Origin of the sequence: Acetobacter pomorum (assembly GCF_002738225.1) — a bacterium.
Lineage (GTDB): Bacteria > Pseudomonadota > Alphaproteobacteria > Acetobacterales > Acetobacteraceae > Acetobacter > Acetobacter pomorum.
Genome location: NZ_PEBQ01000014.1, coordinates 88,899 through 108,188 on the forward strand (window position 1 = coordinate 88,899; position 19,290 = coordinate 108,188).

The 19,290-nt window shown below is 52.9% G+C and carries 18 protein-coding genes, 1 tRNA gene and 1 other RNA gene; 5 read left to right on the top strand and 15 right to left on the bottom strand.

Features of this window, described 5'->3' with window-relative positions:
• Positions 1–3: 3 nt before the first annotated feature.
• The 9 genes from murD to rnpB all read right to left on the bottom strand — a co-directional run bounded on the left by murD (position 4) and on the right by rnpB (position 10,618).
• Positions 4–1,419: a UDP-N-acetylmuramoyl-L-alanine--D-glutamate ligase gene (gene murD, locus CSR02_RS01830; RefSeq protein WP_099540371.1), complete on the bottom strand. Its 1,416-nt coding sequence runs from the start codon at positions 1,417–1,419 to the stop codon at positions 4–6.
• A complete protein-coding gene (gene mraY, locus CSR02_RS01835) occupies positions 1,416–2,510 on the bottom strand; it encodes a phospho-N-acetylmuramoyl-pentapeptide-transferase (RefSeq protein ID WP_042787735.1) in 1,095 nt (364 codons plus the stop codon). The genes murD and mraY overlap by 4 nt, the downstream gene beginning before the upstream one ends.
• On the bottom strand, positions 2,510–3,895 hold the full coding sequence (locus tag CSR02_RS01840) for a UDP-N-acetylmuramoyl-tripeptide--D-alanyl-D-alanine ligase (RefSeq protein WP_099540372.1): 1,386 nt from the start codon (positions 3,893–3,895) through the stop codon (positions 2,510–2,512). The genes mraY and CSR02_RS01840 overlap by 1 nt, the downstream gene beginning before the upstream one ends.
• Complete coding sequence (locus CSR02_RS01845) at positions 3,892–5,361, bottom strand: UDP-N-acetylmuramoyl-L-alanyl-D-glutamate--2,6-diaminopimelate ligase (protein ID WP_099540373.1); 1,470 nt, start codon at positions 5,359–5,361, stop codon at positions 3,892–3,894. The genes CSR02_RS01840 and CSR02_RS01845 overlap by 4 nt, the downstream gene beginning before the upstream one ends.
• The gene (locus CSR02_RS01850; RefSeq protein WP_099540374.1) at positions 5,358–7,376 is read right to left on the bottom strand and encodes a peptidoglycan D,D-transpeptidase FtsI family protein; all 2,019 of its coding nucleotides are present in this window, start codon (positions 7,374–7,376) and stop codon (positions 5,358–5,360) included. The genes CSR02_RS01845 and CSR02_RS01850 overlap by 4 nt, the downstream gene beginning before the upstream one ends.
• A gap of 32 nt (positions 7,377–7,408) precedes the next feature.
• A complete protein-coding gene (gene ftsL, locus CSR02_RS01855; RefSeq protein ID WP_099540375.1) occupies positions 7,409–8,407 on the bottom strand; it encodes a cell division protein FtsL in 999 nt (332 codons plus the stop codon).
• Positions 8,408–8,411: 4 nt separating this feature from the next.
• A complete protein-coding gene (gene rsmH / locus CSR02_RS01860; RefSeq protein ID WP_099540376.1) occupies positions 8,412–9,419 on the bottom strand; it encodes a 16S rRNA (cytosine(1402)-N(4))-methyltransferase RsmH in 1,008 nt (335 codons plus the stop codon).
• Positions 9,416–9,901: a division/cell wall cluster transcriptional repressor MraZ gene (gene mraZ, locus CSR02_RS01865; RefSeq protein WP_042787729.1), complete on the bottom strand. Its 486-nt coding sequence runs from the start codon at positions 9,899–9,901 to the stop codon at positions 9,416–9,418. The genes rsmH and mraZ overlap by 4 nt, the downstream gene beginning before the upstream one ends.
• Positions 9,902–10,190: 289 nt before the next feature.
• Positions 10,191–10,618, bottom strand: an RNA gene (gene rnpB, locus CSR02_RS01870) — RNase P RNA component class A.
• A gap of 59 nt (positions 10,619–10,677) precedes the next feature.
• On the opposite strand from rnpB, the gene CSR02_RS01875 reads away from it, so the two are divergent.
• Positions 10,678–11,727, top strand: a complete 1,050-nt coding sequence (locus CSR02_RS01875; RefSeq protein WP_099540377.1) for an alpha/beta hydrolase — start codon at positions 10,678–10,680, stop codon at positions 11,725–11,727.
• A 15-nt stretch (positions 11,728–11,742) separates the two neighbouring features.
• Here the strand turns inward: CSR02_RS01875 and CSR02_RS01880 are convergent, their stop codons facing one another.
• Entirely contained in the window at positions 11,743–12,189 is a 447-nt protein-coding gene (locus CSR02_RS01880) for a hypothetical protein (RefSeq protein WP_042787727.1), read from the bottom strand.
• Positions 12,186–13,658, bottom strand: a complete 1,473-nt coding sequence (gene zwf / locus CSR02_RS01885) for a glucose-6-phosphate dehydrogenase (RefSeq protein ID WP_099540378.1) — start codon at positions 13,656–13,658, stop codon at positions 12,186–12,188. The genes CSR02_RS01880 and zwf overlap by 4 nt, the downstream gene beginning before the upstream one ends.
• A 260-nt stretch (positions 13,659–13,918) precedes the next feature.
• Between zwf and CSR02_RS01890 the strand changes: the two genes are divergently transcribed.
• Positions 13,919–14,191 carry a DUF2312 domain-containing protein gene (locus CSR02_RS01890; protein WP_003623048.1) on the top strand — a complete coding sequence of 91 codons (273 nt, stop codon included), beginning with the start codon at positions 13,919–13,921 and terminating at the stop codon, positions 14,189–14,191.
• Positions 14,192–14,216: 25 nt separating this feature from the next.
• Entirely contained in the window at positions 14,217–14,876 is a 660-nt protein-coding gene (locus CSR02_RS01895) for a hypothetical protein (RefSeq protein ID WP_042787726.1), read from the top strand.
• On the opposite strand, the gene proB is transcribed toward CSR02_RS01895, so the two are convergent.
• From proB to rplU, 4 genes are all read right to left on the bottom strand, one after another.
• Complete coding sequence (gene proB, locus CSR02_RS01900; RefSeq protein ID WP_099540379.1) at positions 14,873–16,000, bottom strand: glutamate 5-kinase; 1,128 nt, start codon at positions 15,998–16,000, stop codon at positions 14,873–14,875. The two genes, CSR02_RS01895 and proB, sit on opposite strands and share 4 nt — an antisense overlap.
• Before the next feature lie 56 nt (positions 16,001–16,056).
• Positions 16,057–17,076 carry a GTPase ObgE gene (obgE, locus tag CSR02_RS01905; RefSeq protein WP_042787724.1) on the bottom strand — a complete coding sequence of 340 codons (1,020 nt, stop codon included), beginning with the start codon at positions 17,074–17,076 and terminating at the stop codon, positions 16,057–16,059.
• Positions 17,077–17,184: 108 nt separating this feature from the next.
• Positions 17,185–17,454, bottom strand: coding sequence for a 50S ribosomal protein L27 (gene rpmA, locus CSR02_RS01910; RefSeq protein ID WP_042787723.1), 270 nt, complete (start codon positions 17,452–17,454; stop codon positions 17,185–17,187).
• Positions 17,455–17,501: 47 nt separating this feature from the next.
• On the bottom strand, positions 17,502–17,816 hold the full coding sequence (gene rplU / locus CSR02_RS01915) for a 50S ribosomal protein L21 (RefSeq protein ID WP_003623027.1): 315 nt from the start codon (positions 17,814–17,816) through the stop codon (positions 17,502–17,504).
• A gap of 224 nt (positions 17,817–18,040) precedes the next feature.
• On the opposite strand from rplU, the gene CSR02_RS01920 reads away from it, so the two are divergent.
• Together CSR02_RS01920 and CSR02_RS16220 are read left to right on the top strand one after the other, a co-directional pair.
• Positions 18,041–18,129 (top strand) — tRNA-Ser (locus CSR02_RS01920).
• 322 nt (positions 18,130–18,451) lie between these two features.
• Positions 18,452–19,290, top strand: an 839-nt coding sequence (locus CSR02_RS16220; RefSeq protein ID WP_143225513.1) for a glycosyltransferase family protein, incomplete at its 3' end; no start/stop codon positions are given.

Consider the following 19,290-nt stretch of genomic DNA (forward strand, 5'->3'; position numbering starts at 1 on the left):
CTCTCACTGCTCTGTCATGCCCGCATGCCGGGCGCAAACCTCATCCGCCAGTTCCTGAAAGCGCAGGCCACGAGCCTCAAAGCCAGAAAACTGATCAAAGCTGGCGCAGGCGGGTGAAAGCAGCACAACAGGCGTATGCGTACGGTGTGCTTCCGTATAAGCCGCAGGCACGGCGTTTTCCAGTGTTTCTGCCATTGTAAAAGGCACGTTGTGTTCTTTTAGTGTTTGGGCAAGCAGCGGAGCATCCCGCCCAATCAGGAATGTATGAACAATATGCGGGAAATAGGGCGTGAGGGAGGCAATGCCTCCCTCTTTTGCTATACCGCCCGCAATCCAGATCAGTTTTTCATAGCATCCCAATGCGCGTGCAGCTGCATCTGCATTTGTGGCTTTGCTGTCATCCACAAACTCTACCCCGTTACAGGTAGCAACGCGTTTTTGCCGATGTGGCAGGCCGGGAAAGGAGGCTACAGCCTGTGCAATGGCTGCATCTGGCACACCCAGAAAACGCGCGATAGCAATAGCGGCTGCTGCATTTTCTGCATTGTGGGTGCCGGGAAGGCTAGGCCCGGTTTGCGCTATGCGTGTGCTGTGGTGCCATATGGCACCATCTTTGCCGTAGTAAGAACAGGCAGGGTTGGTGCCGGAAATGGTTTCACATTTGGCAGGGCCGTGTTCCAGTTCTGCGGCAATGGTGCGGCACCATGCATCATCCATACCAATCACGGCCAGATCCTTGTTTGTCTGACCGGTGAACACACGCTTTTTGGCTTGGGCGTAGCCATCCATACCTGCATGACGGTCCAGATGATCTGGTGTCAGGTTCAGCAAACATGCGGCATCAAAGCGCAGGGTATCCAGCCGTTCCAGCATGTAGGATGACATTTCCAGCACATATACGCCGTTATCTGGCAGCAAAGGCAGGGCCAAAGCGGCTGGCCCAAGGTTGCCACCAGCAGCTACAGGCAGTTTGGCTTCTGCCAGAATATGGGCCAGCAAAGTGGTGGTGGTGGATTTGCCGTTGGTGCCTGTAATACCAACAAAACGGGCCTTGCTGCCAGATTGACGCACAGCCCGATAAAGCACTTCTGCATCGGAAAGAATGGGAATACCCGCGGCCTTGGCCATAAGGGCAATAGGGTGCGGCTTAGGTAAAACGTGCGGGATACCGGGGGAAAGAATAAGCGCTTCAAACCCATTCAGGCTTTCAAACGGCTTGCACGTAATATGTGCGGCAACATCTGGCGGAAGGGTAGAAAGTGCATCTGCCAGCCCTTTACGTCCGCCCTCACCATCATCCCATACCTGTACGGTGGCTCCTGTGCTTGCCAGCATAAGCACGGCTGGCAGGCCATTTTTACCAAGGCCGAAAACAGCAAAGCGCTGCCCGGAAAACAGGGAGGGTGAAAAGCCGTTCATCTTAGTTTCAGCGTGGCCAGACCACACAGCCCCAGAACAATGGAAACAATCCAGAACCGAATGACAATCTTGGGTTCTGCCCATCCTTTTTTCTCAAAATGGTGGTGGAACGGGGCCATAAGAAACACACGCCGGCCTGTGCGTTTGTACCAGAATACTTGGATGACCACAGAAAGTGTTTCTGCCACAAATAGGCCGCCGACAATGCACAGCACCAGTTCATGTTTAATGGCGACAGCCAATGAACCCAACGCGCCGCCAAGGGAGAGGGAGCCTGTATCCCCCATAAATACCGAGGCTGGAGGGGCATTAAACCACAAAAACCCAAGGCCAGCGCCTACAAGGGCAGCGCAGAATACGGCCAGTTCCCCTGTACCGGGCACAGCGTGAATTTGCAGGTAATCAGCAAAAACGTGGTTGCCAACCAGATAGGAGAGAATGGCAAACACCAAAGAGGCCACAATAACCGGGCCAATGGCCAGCCCATCCAGCCCATCTGTAAAGTTTACCGCGTTGCCAAAGCCGGTAATGACGATCATGGCGAAAACGGGGTAGAGAATACCCAGCGGCAGCAGAAGGTCTTTTACAAACGGAAAAGCCAGATGATTTGCCAGTTCTGGCGGCATGAGATGTTGCAGCCACCATCCACAAATCAGTGAGATACCGAATTCTCCCCCCAATCTGGCACGCTTGGAAAGCCCATCTGTATTGCGGCGGGCCAGTTTGCGGTAATCATCCGCAAACCCAATGGCGCCAAACCCCAGAGTGGTGAGCATAACGGCCCACACAAACCCGTTTTCCAGATCTCCCCAGATCAGCATGGAAACCATCAGGGAAATCAAAATCAGCACACCCCCCATTGTTGGTGTGCCCGTTTTTTCCAGAATATGGCGTTCGGGGCCAACGGCACGAATGGGTTGGCCTTCTCGTTGAATGCGGCGCAACATTCTGATCAGCGGACGGCCAAGAAGAAGGCTGATGCCAAGGGCTGTCATACATGCACACCCCGCGCGAAACGTGATGTAACGTAGCAGATTCAGAATTGTAATATGGCCATCATGCGCAGCATGAGAAATCAGCATATAGAGCATTAGGCACACTCCACCGTAGGAAGTGTGTTAAGTGCTGCAATAATATCCCGCATGCGGCTTCCTAAACTGCCTTTTACCAATATGGCGTCCCCTTTGCGCAATGCCGCGCAGACATGAGGAACAAGTAAGGCGGCGCTTTCTGCCCACGCACCCTGCTTGGAGGGTGGAAGGGCATCAAAAAGGGTTTTCATGTAGGATCCGCAGCAAAAAACAAGATCAGCAGCACTGGCGGCAGGGGCAGCAAGTACCTGATGTTCGGAAATGGAGAATTCACCCAGTTCACGCATATCGCCTAAAACGGCAATGCGGCGTGTGGCAGGGATATGATGCAAAACATCCAAGGCCGCCCGAATGGAAGCGGCTGAGGCATTGTAACTTTCATCCAGCAGCGTAATGGTTCCGCCCGCAATTTGGGTGAGGGCACCACGCCCTTTGCCGGGCCGAAAATCTGCCAACGCAGTTGCCGCTTTTGCAACATCTGCGCCAAGTGCGGCACAGGCAGCTAGTGCCGCAACAGCATTGCGGGCCAGATGCGTACCAGGGGCACGAAGATGGACGTGAAACGTTTGACCTTGAATGGAAACATCAAAGCGTGAGCCATCAGCATTCGTCTGCAAATGTATCAGATATGCCGGGCTTTGAGGATTAGCGCCGCAAGGCCACAAAACTGCATGTGCCTTTTCTGCAGCAGTAGTAAAAAACTGCGTGCCGTGCGCATCATCTGGCACAATGGCAATGCCGCCTTTAGGCAGGGCGGTGATGAGAGATGCTTTTTCTTCCGCAATGGCGTCCAGGCTGCCCATATGGCCCAGATGTGCTGACCCAATGGTGGTAATAACAGCCACATCCGGTTTGACCATTCTGGCAAGTGGGAGAATTTCTCCCGGATGGTTCATGCCAATTTCACTGATACAAAAAGCGGCTTCTCGTGGCAGGCGCGCCAGCGTAAGCGGCACGCCCCAATGGTTATTGTAGGATGCCTCTGCCGCATGCGTTAGGCCAGAAGGTGCCAAGCAGAGCCGCAGCATTTCCTTGGTGGTGGTTTTACCCACGCTACCCGTTACAGCAACCACTTTTCCCTTAAAACGTGCACGTGCAGCGTGTGCCAGTTTTTGCAGGCCAAGCATGGTATCTGGCACTAGCAAAATACGTGCATCTGTCAGCCCTTCGGCAGCGTGGGCCAAAACAGCAGCGGCACCTTTTTCAAGCGCAGCGGCAATATGTGCGTGTCCATCGCTGTTATCACCTTTAAGGGCAATAAACAGGTCTCCGGGCGCAAGTGTGCGCGTATCAATAGAAATGCCGGTAACGGAGATGGGGGTCTTTCCTAAAAATTTCCCACCTGTTGCGGTTTCAAGTTCTTCCCGCGTCCACAAAAGGGTCATGAACAGCCCGCCAGTGTGCGCAACACGGCGGCATCATCAAACGGTAAAATGGTATTGCCTATAATTTGTCCCTGTTCATGACCCTTGCCGGCCACAACCAGTACGTCATCTGTTTTCAGCATGGAAAGAGCTTCTGCTATCGCCTGTTTTCTATCTGCAATTTCCAGCGCCTGCGGGGCGCCAGCTTTTATATCTGCACGAATGGATGCGGGGTTTTCTGTGCGTGGGTTATCATCCGTAATAATGGCAATATCCGCACCCTTTACAGCTTCCTGCCCCATAAGGGGGCGTTTGCCGCTGTCACGATCTCCCCCGGCACCTAAAACAACAATCAATCTGCCGCGCGCATGCGGGCGTAAGGAGGCAAGAAGCCGTGCCAGTGCATCCGGTGTGTGGGCATAATCCACATAGGCACACGCTCCGTTGGGCAAAACAGTTGCGCGTTCCAACCGACCGCGAACGCCTCGAAGTTGCGTAAGCAAGGGCAGAATATGTGCAATTTCCGCATCATCCTGCGCAGCAAGAGCTACAGCCAGCAAGACGTTATCTGCTTGAAAACGCCCTGGAATGGGGAGCAAAACCGTGCTGATGCGTCCATTATGCTGAATTGTCAGTTCCTGCCCGGCAGGCAGGGCATGATGTGTAACAAGGCGGAGTGTTGTGCCTTGTTCTCCCACCAACCGTAGCTGCAGTTTTCGACGTGAGGCAATGGACTGTATGGCTGCCAGAGTTTCTGCGTCCATATCAGCATTTGCGGCCGCAATAGCATGTTCGGGCAAAAGGGTATCAAACAGCTTCAGCTTTGCTGCACGATAGGCATCAAGTGTCAGATGATAATCCAGATGATCCCGGGTTAGATTGGTAAAGCTAGCCGCAGCCAAATGGAGGCCATCTAACCGTCCCTGTTCCAACCCGTGGGATGAAGCTTCCAGCGCAACATGATCAAACCCGGATTGCGCAAGGGCCGCCAAACCATTGGCCAGCGCGACAGGATCTGGCGTTGTAAGTGGGGGAAAGGAGATTGCGGTATTTTCTGCCCCAGTCAGGCCAAGCGTGCCAATGGCTGCCGCTTTAAACCCCTGCAATGTCCATATCTGGCGTATAAAATCCGCAGTGCTGGTTTTGCCATTTGTGCCTGTAATGGCCACAAGATGCTGTGGTTGAGGTCCAGCCAGAAGAGAGGCCATAAGTGCCAGGGCATGGCGTGGGTTGGGTGCCAAAACTAGTGGGCGAACAGGCACATTTTCTGGCCAAGGTGTGTTTGTGGGTGCCAGAACGGCTGTTGCGCCATTTTGCACAGCAGTTGCAATAAATGTTCGGCCATCTGTTTTAACACCAGGCACTGCAACAAAAAGCGTGCCTGGCTTTACCTGCCGACTGTCCGCCGTAATGGCCGTAATTTCAGGATTTGCAGATAGGGCAGGCAGCCCTGCCGCAGCAAGAAGAGAAGAAAGAGGGAGGCTCATTCGTCCATAACCTCCGCATCCGCTTTTTTACGTTCTGCCATGGCACGTTTGAGCGCCGCTTTTTCTGCCTTGTGTTCTGCTTCTGCCTTGCGTGGGTCTCCGGGGTCATTTCCGGGACCAAGAGGTCTTACCCCGCGTGGTACGGTGGGGTGCAGGGGCAGGGCCATCTGCGCATCAATCTGTTCAGCATGCTCGGTATCGGGGAAAATCTGGAGCATGGGGCCAATACGTGAAACAATTTTGGAAACAGTGGGGGCTGCGTTCCAGCCAGCTGTTGTCCAGCCATGTGTCTGGGGGGTGGCCTTGGGGCTATCCAGCATCACATACACAGCATAGTGCGGGGCATTCATGGGAAAGATGCCCGTAAAAGCTGAAATATTCACGTGTTTTAGATAACCACCATGTGGCCCGATCTTTTCTGCCGTACCGGTTTTACCACCCACAAAATATCCCGGAGATTCCGCCGTATGGCCTGTGCCATGCGTCACATCCAACCGCAGCAGGCGGCGCAGCAGGCTAGATATTTTCTCGGAAAGAACACGTGGGCCTGCTGGCGTTACAGGTTCATCAGATGTGCTGCTTGGGGCATCATCTTCCACACTTTGCTCAAGCGCTGCATTCTGGATGCCGCTGGCAAACTGCGTGTTAATACCAGAGGCGCTGGTGGTGGTGTTGGCCGGGTCTTCCTTATCCAACAGCGTTGGGGTTACCAGAATACCACCATTTACCGTGGCTGCTGTGCCGCGCACAATGGCTAACGGAGGTTCTGCCACACCGTGCCCGAACCCGACTGTCATAACCGTGGCGATGCCCCATTGATGCGGCACCAAAGGCCGTGCCGCTTCGGGCAACTCAACCGGAACGGGGGAGAAAAACCCCATGGCACGCAGCCATTCGGATTGTTTTTTACCGCCAACATCCAATGCAATATGTGCCGCCGCCGGGTTGGATGAATATGCCATCACTTCGGGCAATGTCAGCCACGGGGAGAAATGATCGCTCTTCATGTCACGGATGGTAAAGCGCCCGATGTGCAAGGGCACGGATGAAAAGCGGTCCCAAATATGGATGGTGCCGGTTTCCAGCCCCATGGCCGCCGTTTGAAGTTTGAAGGTAGAGCCAGGTTCGTAAAGGCCTGTCACAGCCCGGTTAAAGCGCTCATCATTGGTGGCATGGGCAAAATTATTGGCGTCAAAGTCAGGCAGGCTGACCATGGCAATAATTTCACCGCTCCGTACATCCATAACAATGCCACATGCGCCAATGGCCTGAAAGGTTTGCATGGCATTTGCCACTTCCTCACGCACAGCGGATTGAACGCGAATATCGAGTGACAGACGAAGGGGGCGATGATCAGAAAGCAGGCGTTTATCGAAATATTTTTCAATACCGGCCACGCCATGGTCGTCAATATCAACAGCACCCATAATCTGGGCGGCCATACGCCCTAGGGGGTAATGGCGTCTTTCCCCCGGCTCAAAATAGATACCCGGAATGCCAAGGTTATTGATGGCCAGTTCCTGCTGGGGGGAAATATTACGTGCAATGTAAACAAACTGCTTGGGGCGGGAAAGACGATCTGCCGTTTCTTCCTCATCCAGATCCTTCAGGATGGATTTCAGTTTGTGTGCAACATCCTTGGGGTCAATCAGCTCTTGTGGGTTAGCGTAAACCTGCGCAACGGGCAGGGAAAGTGCCAATGTCTGGCCATTACGGTCCACAATGGAAGCTCGATGCACCTGAGGGAGCGAGAAATCCCCCGCCAGGCTACCCTTGGGGTCAATTTTGGGGATTTCGGGAATTTGCGGTGCAATCTGCCGTTTTTCCGGCGCCATGGGGCGGATAACTGTGGCAATGCTGAGTTTAAGCGCCACAACAGCAAAAAGCAGGCAGAAACCGCCAGCAACACCCAAAAGCCTTACATGCATTTGGTCCCGATGTGCGCGGGCGCGCAGATCGTCCCCCGTAACACCTACTGTACGCGTTGTGTCGGGGTCTTGGGGGGAGACAGACATGTCAGGTCAAAAAGGCCTTTAACCACAAATAATCAGTTGGCAACGGGAACCGGAGCCGGCAACGCATCTCCACCACGGCTGAGCAGAGAGCCGCTGCTATAACCGGAAGTGGCGCGCGCTTCCATATAGCTGGAAGGCGTAGGAGATGTGCGGTGTGGGCGTGTGGCATGCCAACTGGCCGCGGCAACCGGAAGCGGATGCCGGATAGGGGCTGCCTCATCATCCGTAGCCTGTGCAACATGCCGTATGGCAGGGGTTGTTGTGTGGGACAGGCTGTGGCGGATGGGTGCCGCAGGCGCATCATCATCCACGTTGGTAGAGGCAACAACCTGTGGGCGTGGTGTTTCTGTTACAACACGGTGCGCAGGGCGAGAAAGTGCTGTGGGTTCTGTTGTTTGTGCAACACGTACGGGCGCAACAGCAGGTTCAGGCGCGGCATGAGGGTGATCATGATGCACAACAGGAGCATGTAGGACAGGTATAGCATCAGCTACGGATGCTGCGTGAGGATGCGGTGCAGGTTCAGCTGCAGCATGTGGCACATCAGCTACCAGAGCGGGAACTGCCACGGGGCGTGCAGGATGGCTTACTGCTGCCGGTGTGTTGTGTGCAGGGCGTGCATCAGCCACAACAGCCGGGGCTGGTGCATGTGCTGGTGGTGCAATAACAGGTGGAGGTGCAACGCCAGCAGCTTTATCCGCAACCAATGCCGCCGGGGCAGGGGGCTGAGCATCTTTCACAACGGCGGGAAGATGCCCTTCCAGATCAGCCATGCGCACAAACTGTGTAGGGTCCATTGTATGCAGCCCGGCTTCGTGCCGTGCCACAAGCTGTGCAAGGCGTTCAGGCTGATTTTCCAAAGCCCATTCCGTGCGCAGAATGGATGTTTGTGTACGAACGTGCTCCGTTTCCTTCACGATCTGAGAAATCTGCTGATCAAGAAGGGTGGTCTGGTGCTTCTTTGTGTAAAGGAAAAAGCCAGATGCAATCGCCAGAACCGCACAGCAGCATGTAAATGGACGGGGGATCATGGACTTAACCCTTTTTTACGGAAGCAGGGGATAATGCACGTTTCATAACAGCGCGCAGCCGTGCACTTCTGGCGCGGGGATTATGGCTACATTCAATATCGCTGGGTCTGCGGGCTTTGTGCGTAAGGGCCACAAAGTCAGCTTCTGGTGCAGGGGTTGCTGCGGCACGTGGATCATAGCGCGAAAAACTTTTATCCTTGCCTGTGGCATGCTGCACCATACGTTTGGCAATACGGTCTTCCAGTGAATGGAAGGAAACAACAACCAGCCGCCCACCCGGTGCCAGCATATCCAGCGCCTGTTCAAGCCCACGCTCAATTTCACCCAGTTCGTCATTCACGGCGATACGCAGCCCCTGAAAGGCACGCGTGGCAGAATCTATGCCGGAACGATCTTTGGGAATAACTGAACGCACAAGTTCAGCCAGCTGTGTTGTGGTGTGGAAAGGTGTTTCTGCCCGCGCATTTACAACAGCACGCGCAAGACGGCGTGCGTGACGTTCCTCTCCATAAAAATGGAAAATATCTGCCAGTTCCGCTTCCGGTGCCTTGTTGACGATATCTGCTGCCGATGGGCCAGATTTTTCCATCCGCATATCAAGTGGGCCTTCCATACGGAAGGAAAAGCCGCGCTCAGCTTCATCCAACTGAAAGGAAGATACACCCAGATCCAGCACAATGCCGTCAAAGGTGGCAATATCCGCTGCACGTGCAAGTTCCTGCATGTTGCCAAAACTACCTTGCAGCATATGGAGGCGTGATTCCCCGTTTGCAGCAGGGAAAGAATGGCTTAGCGCTTGCCCACGCGCAATGGCGTCCGGGTCACGGTCAATCGCCCATACGTTGCAGTCGGCGCTCTTCAAAATAGCGGAACTATAGCCACCGCCACCAAAAGTGCAGTCCAGAATACGCTCACCCTCTGCGGGGCGGAGATATTCCAGAACTTCGGGAAGCATAACGGGGATATGGCCCTGAGTGACCTCAGAGGAAGTGAGAGAAGAAAGAGCGTTCATGCACGACGCCCTTTTGCATCTGCACTATCTGCGGCCGGAATACTGACACGACGTGAGCGCTGACGTGCTTCTACCCGCCGCTGCTGCGCCGCTTGGGGTTCCCATATCTGAAAAATGCGACCAACACCCATAAAGGCTGCTGTAGGGCTTTCTGCCAGCCCGGCATGTTCGCGTAAAAAATCGGGCAGAATAATACGGCCTTCGCGGTCAGGATCTATAGGGTAGGCATCTGCATACAGGGCGGCGGCCAGATCATCATGTTCATCAGAGAACATGTCCAGCCGGTCTAGTGGTTCGGTCAGGCGTGCAAAGGTAGCGGCAGGCCATGCCTCAATACAGGGCAGGGTGTGGGAGGGGCGGAGAACCATCAGCGCGTCACCTTCCGTCTGCTGCTTTTTAAGCACTGAACGGAACCCGGCCGGAATCGAAACACGCCCCTTGGCATCGAATCGATTTTCATGCGTGCCGAGAAATACGCCCACGTACGTTAGAAGCCTCTGCAGAATTAGCCTTTCCGTTCGCAAGTCAGCGGGGAACAGAACCGCTTTCACCACACGTATGGTTTAATATGGGATAGCATGGGATGGTATGGGACGCAAATTAAAATAACAGAAAAAACAGCAGAAAACTGCCATTATTTAAGTATTCATACAGAAAAGATTTTAAGCTGAAATGTATTGATTTTAAGGCGGCAAACAAAAGATTGCCGTTTTGTGTTCTTTTTATGTTCTATTTTTGCATGAAAACCAGGGGGAAATACGCATAAAGCAGAATGTCAGGTGGTCTGTAAGCCGGGTTCTGTCCACCTCTGTAAAGAGGCTGGACGGTCATTCGTCTAGGGCATGTTTTGCAACATGCCTCTCGCAACCAACCCGAACGGCAGGGCGGAAGAACCCCCGAAACCACAAGGGTTTCTGCCGTTCCTATTCGGTTTTGCTCCCGGTGGGGTTTACCATGCCTCCTCTGTTGCCAGCGGAGCGGTGCGCTCTTACCGCACCGTTTCACCCTTACCTTCAGCCTGTCCCATAAAATCCCATAAGAACTTTATAAAGCCAGACCCGGAAGGCGGTCTGTTTTCTGTGGCACTTTCCCTAAGGTTACCCTCGCCGGCCGTTAGCCGGCACCGTTCTTCCGTGGAGCCCGGACTTTCCTCTCTCTCGCTCGTTAAAGAGCAGGACAGCGACCGTCCAACCACCTGACGGAGCGCACCCTGCGTCGGGCTTGCGTTCAGGTCAAGTCGCAAGAGATGTTATGAGGCATGACGATGCATAAAATTGTCGGTAATCTAAAGCACATGTGTGATGTGCCTCAAAACTCTGCGCCTGCACGGCCCAATTTTTCATCTCGGCTTTTGTTGCGTTGCATCAAATGGCAGGAGCAGATCAAGCGGAAGCATGCGGGAAACAATGAGCCTGAAGCAGACAGGCCCCATAATGCAGCGCAGGAAATGGCTGCGTTTCTTGTGCGGTTGCGCAAGGCCATGGATACGCCCTCCTTCCCGACACGTCTTTCATCTGTGTTGGTCCGAAGGGTGGTAACGTTATCTATTCCCGGCGCTGCGGGGCCTATGCGGGCACGTCTTTTTATTCCTTATGGGCGGGTCAAAGGGGCTTTGTTGTATCTGCACGGTGGTGGTTTTGTGCACTGTGGGCTGAATTCCCATTACGGCATCTGCTGCCGTCTGGCGCGGGCTTCTGGTGCGGCTGTGTTGTTACCAGATTATCGGCTGGCTCCAGAATATCCTTTTCCTGCCGCTATAGATGATAGCCAGGCCGCCCTACAATGGTTGGCTGGTGCTTCCGCACGGTATTGGGGTGGTAAAGTGGCTGTAGCGGGAGACAGCGCTGGCGGAAATCTGGCGGCTGTTCTGGCGCAGGATGGGCGCGCGGGGCTGGGGCCTCAGCCTGTTATGCAACTGCTGTATTATCCATCTTTATATGGTGAGAAACTTTTTCCATCCCACCAAACTTACGAAAAAGGATATTTCCTCTCACGCAAGTCAATGCAGTGGTATGGAGACCAGTATATTCAAAAACAGGAACACTGGCTGCATCCACGTTTTGCGCCGGGGTTAAACCCGGATCTGCACGATTTGCCACCTGCCGTTATTGTGACAGCAGAATGTGATCCGATGCGCGATGAAGGCACGGCTTATGCACAGGCATTGGAGCGGGCCGGGGTGCCGGTAACATACCGCTGTTACCCCGGTGCCTTACATGCGTTTCTGAATTTTTATGCCTTTATGCCACATGGCAAAGCGGCCTTACGCTTTGGAGGCAAGGCGCTGAAAAAAGCTTTTGCCGGATAAACTGACCTGGAAACGTTAGGGAATGGGATGGAAAACGCCCGGAGACCCCTGATCTGAATAAACAATGCGGTTCAGCCTATCCACGCGCAAGGTGAACAGTTTGGGTAGATCATCTTTTGGGCCGGGGCAGGTGCCGGAATGTTTTTCCATCACATCAATACGCGATGCAGTGGGGGCATCGTTTCCGTTTACCACAAACAGCAGGCAATCTGGCCGATCATGCGTCATGCCGTTATGGGTTACCTTCAGGCGCAGGTGGCGCACCAAGGCCGTATCATCAAACCAGCTTGCGGGTTTGAAGGTATAGGAATCCACCAGCCGATCCAGCGTGCCGGTCTTGGCCAGCAAGATCATCATGAGGGAAAGAGGTAGGACGATTGCCAGCCGACGCAGGATATGTTGGCGCAGAGTGCGTTTTGCAAATGGCCCGCGGCCAGTCATTTTGGGTGAGGATGTGTTCATGTCAGCATATCTTCGTGCCAAAGGGCACCATCACGTGCCAGAAGCGCACGGGTGGTTGCAGGGCCCCAACTGCCTGCAGGGTAAGGTTCCAGCGGGGTAAGGGCATAGCGCCAGGAATCCAGAATAGGTTCCACCCATTTCCATGAGGCCTCAACCTCATCACGTCGAATAAACAGGGCAGGGTCTCCACGTACGGCATCCAGTAGCAGGCGCTCGTAGGAATCCTGATACTGCACAGCAAATTCGTTTTCGTAAGACATATGCAGCGTAGCATTACGCACTCTGAACCCCCCAGCGCCAGGGTCTCGCGCAGCCAAGACAAGCGAGAGTTCTTCATGCGGGGCAATACGAATGACCAATCGGCCGGGGGAGGGCATATTGGTAAAAATGGGCCAGACCTGCGGGCGGAACTGGATAACAATTTCCGTGGTTTTTGTGGCCAGTCGTTTGCCTGTGCGTAGATAAAAAGGCGTATTTCCCCAACGTGCCGTGCGAATTTTGGTGCGAATAGCCACAAAAGTTTCGGTATCGCTGGGGCGGCCGCTTTTCAGGTCTTCAACATAACCCGGAACGTCTTCCCCATTTATGCGGCCCGCTGTGTATTGCCCTCGGATAACGTTTTTACGCACCATATCCGGTGTCATGGGCCGGAGGGCGTTAAGAACTTTCAGCTTTTCATTCCGCAGGTCATCAGCGCGGAGAGAGGCCGGGGCATCCATGGCCACCATGCACAGCATCTGCAAAAGGTGGTTTTGCACCATATCCCGTAACGCGCCGGATTTATCGTAATAAGAGCCGCGGTCTCCCACGCCTACCGTTTCTGCCGCCGTAATCTGCACATGGGCAATGGCCTCGGAAGACCATAACTGCTCTAGTGCTGGGTTGGCAAAACGTAGGGCCAGAATGTTCTGCACGCCTTCTTTACCCAGATAATGGTCAATCCGGTAAATGGCATCTTCAGAAAAATAGCGTCCCACACCTTCATTGATCTCATTGGCAGAATGCAGATCTGTGCCAATAGGTTTTTCCAGCACAACGCGGGTGTGGGGTGTGATGAGGTTATGGTGGGAAAGGCCCGCGCAAATGGCGGAATAGAGTGCCGGAGCCGTGGCAAAGTAGAAAACGCGCGGGCGTTCCGGGTTAGGCAATGTTGCGCTCAGATCCTGCCAGTGAGAGCCTTCCTGCGTGGCATCAAGATACACATAGGTCAAAAGCCCCAAAAACTGGTTCAGGGTTTCTGTATCTTTTGCAATATCGGGGGCAAATTCGTGCAGGGTGGCGCTGCACAGATTACGAAACTGCTCGGTATTTAACTCAGACCGTGCTGTGCAGATAATCCGTGCTTCCTGATCAAATTCGCGGGCATGGAAGCGGCGCAAAAAAGCCGGCAGCAGTTTTCGGCGTGTCAGATCACCTGTCGCGCCAAAAATTACAAAATCAAAAGGTTCCGTGCGGTTCACAAGAGCCATGATGCAGGGTTCTCGCTGGTCAGCCGGAGGGGGATGCCCGCCGTAAAAAAGTCGTGGTTTGCGGGCAAATAGCCCAGAGCAGAAACGTAAGGTGGTGTGCTTATGGAAGGCTGCCCGCGTGTTTGCAAGAGGTTCTGATGTGCTGCATCATTGACCACATACACGTGGCGCGATAAGCCCGCGCTTCACTATCTGGCAATGTTAGCAGGTTTTGCCTGCACAGTGTTGGGTGTTTGTACATAAATTTAGGAGGCCGAAGCATGGATGGCGAACGCATTTCCGGGGATGAAGATGCAGCGGTTGGTGGAATTGCCGCAGATCGGCTGAGAAGCATTATTGAGCGTGTTGAACGCCTGGAAGAAGAGCGCAAGGCTCTGGCCGGAGATATCAAGGATATCTTTACAGAAGCAAAGTCTGCTGGGTTTGATGTAAAAGTTATTCGTCAGATCATTCGTCTGCGCAAGCAGGAACCCGCAGAAGTGGAAGAGCAGGAAACTCTGCTGGATATCTACCGCCGCGCGTTGGGTATGTAACAAAGGCTAGTCGGGTCTATTTCCCATGATGTCTCTGTCTTTTCCTGATTGGATGCCTGTGTGGGGCCAGCTTCTGGTTCTGGCTTTTGGCGTGTTGTTCGGGCTTGCTTTCATGATGATGCCTTTTGCCGTGTTTGGGGTGAAGGGCCGGTTGGGTGAGATTTCTCTCCAGTTGGAGGAAATTCAGGCCGAACTGCGTGCGCAGGCCGTGCGGGGTGCTCCTGCGTATCAGGAGCCTACCTTGCCTGTTGCGGCAGAGCGGAACGGCAGAACATCATCTGGCGTGGTGGTGGAAGAGGTGCGTCCGCCAGAGGTTGAAAAGCCTCCGGCGGCGCCTCGTAATGTGCCAGTGTTCCCTGAATTGCGGACACCCAAGGTTTCTGATGCGTATGAAGCGCGGGAGGAAGCACCACCCAAGCCACCTCTGGCGCCGGATCCGGCAAAACCGGTGGTGCGCCGTATGCCGTGGCATGAGCCAGAAGCGCCTCCGGCAGAAACCGGAGCGCAAATTCTTCGGCGGCAACGTGCGCCAGATGCTAACCAGCCTCCATACCGGCCTGATTTTTCACACGAAGCGCCACAACCTCAACCATCTGTCCGGATGCCACGGGTTGATGAGCATACAGGCCGGGCCGAACCCGTGCTGAACTGGCCGAAAAAAGATCCGGCAAACGATAAGTTTTAGATCATAACGAGGTCATCACGATGGATGATCTCGTCCCGGCCATGCCAGCCCAAAATGTCTGCCAGTTCGTTAGAGCGATGCCCAGCAATACGCCGGGCATCATCCGCATCATAGGCTGCAAGCCCATGTGCGAGCACAATGCCATCGGTATTGATAATTTCTACCAGATCACCTTGAGAGAAATCTCCTTTTACCCCTAGCACACCAGCTGGTAAAAGAGATTTGCCCTGTTGCAGGGCGGTAACGGCACCATCATCCACCATAATTTCACCTGCCGGGGTCAGGCTGCCTGCAATCCACTGTTTGCGGGCTGTATGTGCGCACTCTTGCGGCAAAAACCATGAGCACCGCGCACCTTCCATAAGGGCCCGCAGCGGGTGAGATGTTTTACCCAAGGCAATAGCCATGGCGCAGCCAGAGCGGGTGGCAATGCCTGCTGCCAACAGTTTGGTGCGCATGCCCCCCGAAGAATAGCCCGGAGGAGGTTCACCCCCCATGGCTTCAATATCTGAGGTAAGGGTTTCAATAACCGGCAGATGGTGGGCATCAGGGTTTGTACGTGGGTCCGCCGTGTAAAGACCATCAATATCAGAAAGCAGCACAAGCTGGTCAGAATCTGTCATCTGTGCCACGCGGGCTGCCAGCCTGTCATTATCGCCAAAGCGAATTTCAGCGGTGGCAACGGTATCATTTTCGTTGATAACCGGAACACAGCCCATTTCCAGCAAGGTATTTAGTGTTGCGCGCGCATTCAGGTAACGCTTGCGGTCTTCTGTATCTTCTGGCGTAAGCAGCAACTGTGCTGCAACAAGACCGTGGGCTGAAAGCGCATTGCTCCATGCCTGTGCCAGACTGATCTGCCCTACGGCTGCGGCAGCCTGCTTTTCTGCCAGGCGGAGTGCGCCATCAGTCAGCCCCAATGTGTGTCGGGCAAGTGCAATAGCGCCAGAAGATACAACTGTAACAGCCGTACCCTGCTTGCGCAGATACGCAATATCAGCTGCCACACTGGCCAGCCATTCCTGACGAGGGGCCTGTTTTTTGGGGTCCACCACCAGCGCGCTACCTATTTTAACAACAAGCCGTTTGGCATTGGTGAGGGAAGGGCTGGTGTATCCGGTCATGGATCAGTTCCGTAAATGGAAAGGGGCAGGAGAGACCTTAGTATGGCGTAAGGTGTTCAGGCGCGATTTTCATCCGCATTTTTGCGGGTTTCGGTCACCTTGTTCTGCAGCATACGCAAAAGTTCAGGCACGCCCTGATGCGTTGCCGCAGAAATCAGCACCACGGGGGCGCCACTGGCTTTTTCCAGCGCAGCGCGGCGTGAAGAGGCTTCCCGCGGGGTCATGGCATCCATTTTGTTCAGCGCGATAATTTCAGGTTTTTCAGCCAGCCCGCCATCATAGGCTGCAAGTTCATGCCGTATGGTGCGCCACGCATCCACAACATTGCCAGCGGCTCCATCAATAAGGTGCAGCAGCACAGCGCAGCGTTCAACATGGCCCAGAAAACGGTCGCCTAGCCCGGTGCCTTCATGTGCGCCTTCAATAAGGCCGGGAATATCCGCCACAACAAATTCTTCCGTCATGGAAAGGCGCACAACGCCAAGCTGAGGATGCAATGTTGTAAAGGGATAATCCGCAATTTTGGGTTTAGCGGCCGAAACAACAGAAAGAAAAGTGGATTTGCCAGCATTGGGCAGGCCCACAAGGCCGACATCTGCAATCAGCTTCAGGCGCAGCCATACCCAGCGTTCCTCACCCGGCCAGCCTTTGTCAGACCGACGGGGTGCACGGTTGGTGCTGCTTTTGAAATGCGCATTGCCGTAACCGCCATCACCACCACGGCAGAGGGTGATGCGCTTGCCGGCTTCGTTCAGGTCTGCCAGCAATGTAACGCGGTCATCATCCATAATCTGGGTGCCAATGGGCACCTTGATGATAACAGGAGAGGCCGCAGCCCCCGTGCGGTCAGACCCGGCACCGTTACCACCCTTGCGGGCACGGAAATGCTGCGTGTAACGAAAATCGATAAGGGTGTTTAGGTTGGGTACGGCTTCAAAAATAATGTCGCCGCCACGCCCGCCGTTTCCACCATCGGGCCCGCCGAATTCGATATATTTTTCCCGCCGGAAGGCTGTCACGCCATCTCCGCCATCTCCTGAGCGGACGTAGATTTTTGCCTGATCCAGAAACTTCATGACATACCTTACTCAAATCCAGAACGCGAAAAAGGGCCGATCCTGAGGACCGGCCCCTGTTTCTGCTCCGGCCACACGGGAAAACGTGCGGTGGAAAAACCGAACTGCTTATTCAGCAGCGGCAGGCAGCGCATCCACAGAAACGTGTACGCGGCCTTCTGCACGGCGTTCAAAACGAACATTGCCGTTAACCAGTGCAAACAGGGTGTGGTCCTTGCCAACACCAACGTTTACGCCAGCTTTCACCTTCGTGCCGCGCTGGCGCACGATGATGTTGCCAGCAATAACCTGCTCGCCACCAAATTTCTTGACGCCAAGGCGGCGTCCGGCGCTATCGCGCCCGTTACGGGATGAACCGCCAGCTTTTTTTTGTGCCATGACCTAAGTCCTCCGTGGTCTTAACCAGCTAAATACCCTGTGCGGGATTAAGCTGCGTTGATTTCCTGAATGCGCAGAACGGTAACCGGCTGGCGGTGGCCGTTTTTGCGGCGGCTGTTCTGCCGACGGCGCTTCTTGAAGATGATGACCTTCTTGAGGCGGTCCTGAGCGATAACGGTTGCCGTTACCTTTGCGCCAGCCACGGTGGGGGCGCCAATCTGGGTGCTGCCTTCGCCGCCAACGGCCAGAACTTCATCAAATGTAACGGTTGCGCCGGCTTCAACTTCCAGCTTTTCAACCTTCAGCACCATGTTGGGCTCAACCCGGTACTGCTTGCCGCCGGTGCGGATAACTGCGTACATAAACTGTCTCTTCCGATCTACTGGATCTTCGCGGCACCTTATACAGATACAGGCGAAAATTCTGGTCGCTTTTTCTTCTTTGGCTGCGCAACGCGCACAGCATGGTTCCATCTATGTGGATTAGGGCGGCCTTTTAATAGGTAAGGCAAGGGCACGTCAACAGAAATATGGGTTGGTAAGGCTTGCATGGGCAATAAAAGCATGTCTATAAGCCCGCAATAGCAGGAGAGATGCCGGAGCGGTCGAACGGGGCGGTCTCGAAAACCGTTGTGCCTTATGGGTACCGAGGGTTCGAATCCCTCTCTCTCCGCCATGAGGCAATATTGAATTTTATTCACTTTAATGAATTCTATGTTTATGCCTTGTCTCTGAGGTTGTAGATTTTTTGTAGTTTCATGATTGCAGATTGAGAAAGAGAGAGGCATCTTTCGCAGCATAATGCAAGAATGATAGTGGGGAGTAGTAACCACCTTATCTTGCTAACATATTGTGTATAGAAATAATTGCTTCTGGTTGATTTTAGGGAAATGGAAGTTTGCGCTTGTAATGATCTTTCTTGCTGGCGGCCACATGCTTCACCACATAGGCTAGATTAAGTTATAATGGGCCCTAAAGACTCTGTGTAGGAAAATGGAATGGCTATATTAGATTATAGAAATATGGAACTTTCTATAGGTAAAGATCATACATTAACGGTTTCTAAAAAAGTACAAAATCGTATATCTCTCATAAAATTTGGAGATATTTATATATTGTGTAGCTATGATTTTCCCGGAGAATTCTCATTATATAATGGTGGCGTAAAATCTTGCGGGCATTTTGTTAATATATTGGAAATAAATTCTCATATATATATAATGGATTATAAAACAAAAAAATTCCTCTGTTCAGAACCAAATGGTTCAATTGGAACGAGAGATAATCCAAAGTTATGGGAAGAATTTACATTATCCGAGAATACTGTAAGGAAAAAAGTTTTTGTAAAAAATGATGATTATATTTTTAGTGAGAAAGATATTTTCTCTATTATAAATGGTGATTCATACTTTTGTAAAAACTTATCTGAGTTAGAAAATAATATCATTGCGTCAGCAATATTGTGTTCTATGCCAAGGGAAAATTTGGAAAAATTTTGTAAAAATCTTATTCATTCTTATAATTATATTAAAGCAATTAAACCTTTATTCAAATATAATTGCAAAATATATGAAATATTATTCGAATTATTTAGGTGGGGTATAAGCGGACGATCTGAAACTCATTATAGAGAGATCCCTCAAGATTTTGATTGGATTGTGAAATACAGTAAATTTCATCCAGAGATGTCAATAACTGAATTGTTGTTGCATTTTGCAAGAAGATCTATTTCTCCAAATAAATCTTGTTGCGTGGTCACTACAGTTAGAAATGAAGGTATCTATATTATTGAATGGATAGCTCATTACCTTTCCCTTGGGTTTGAATCTATTTTTAT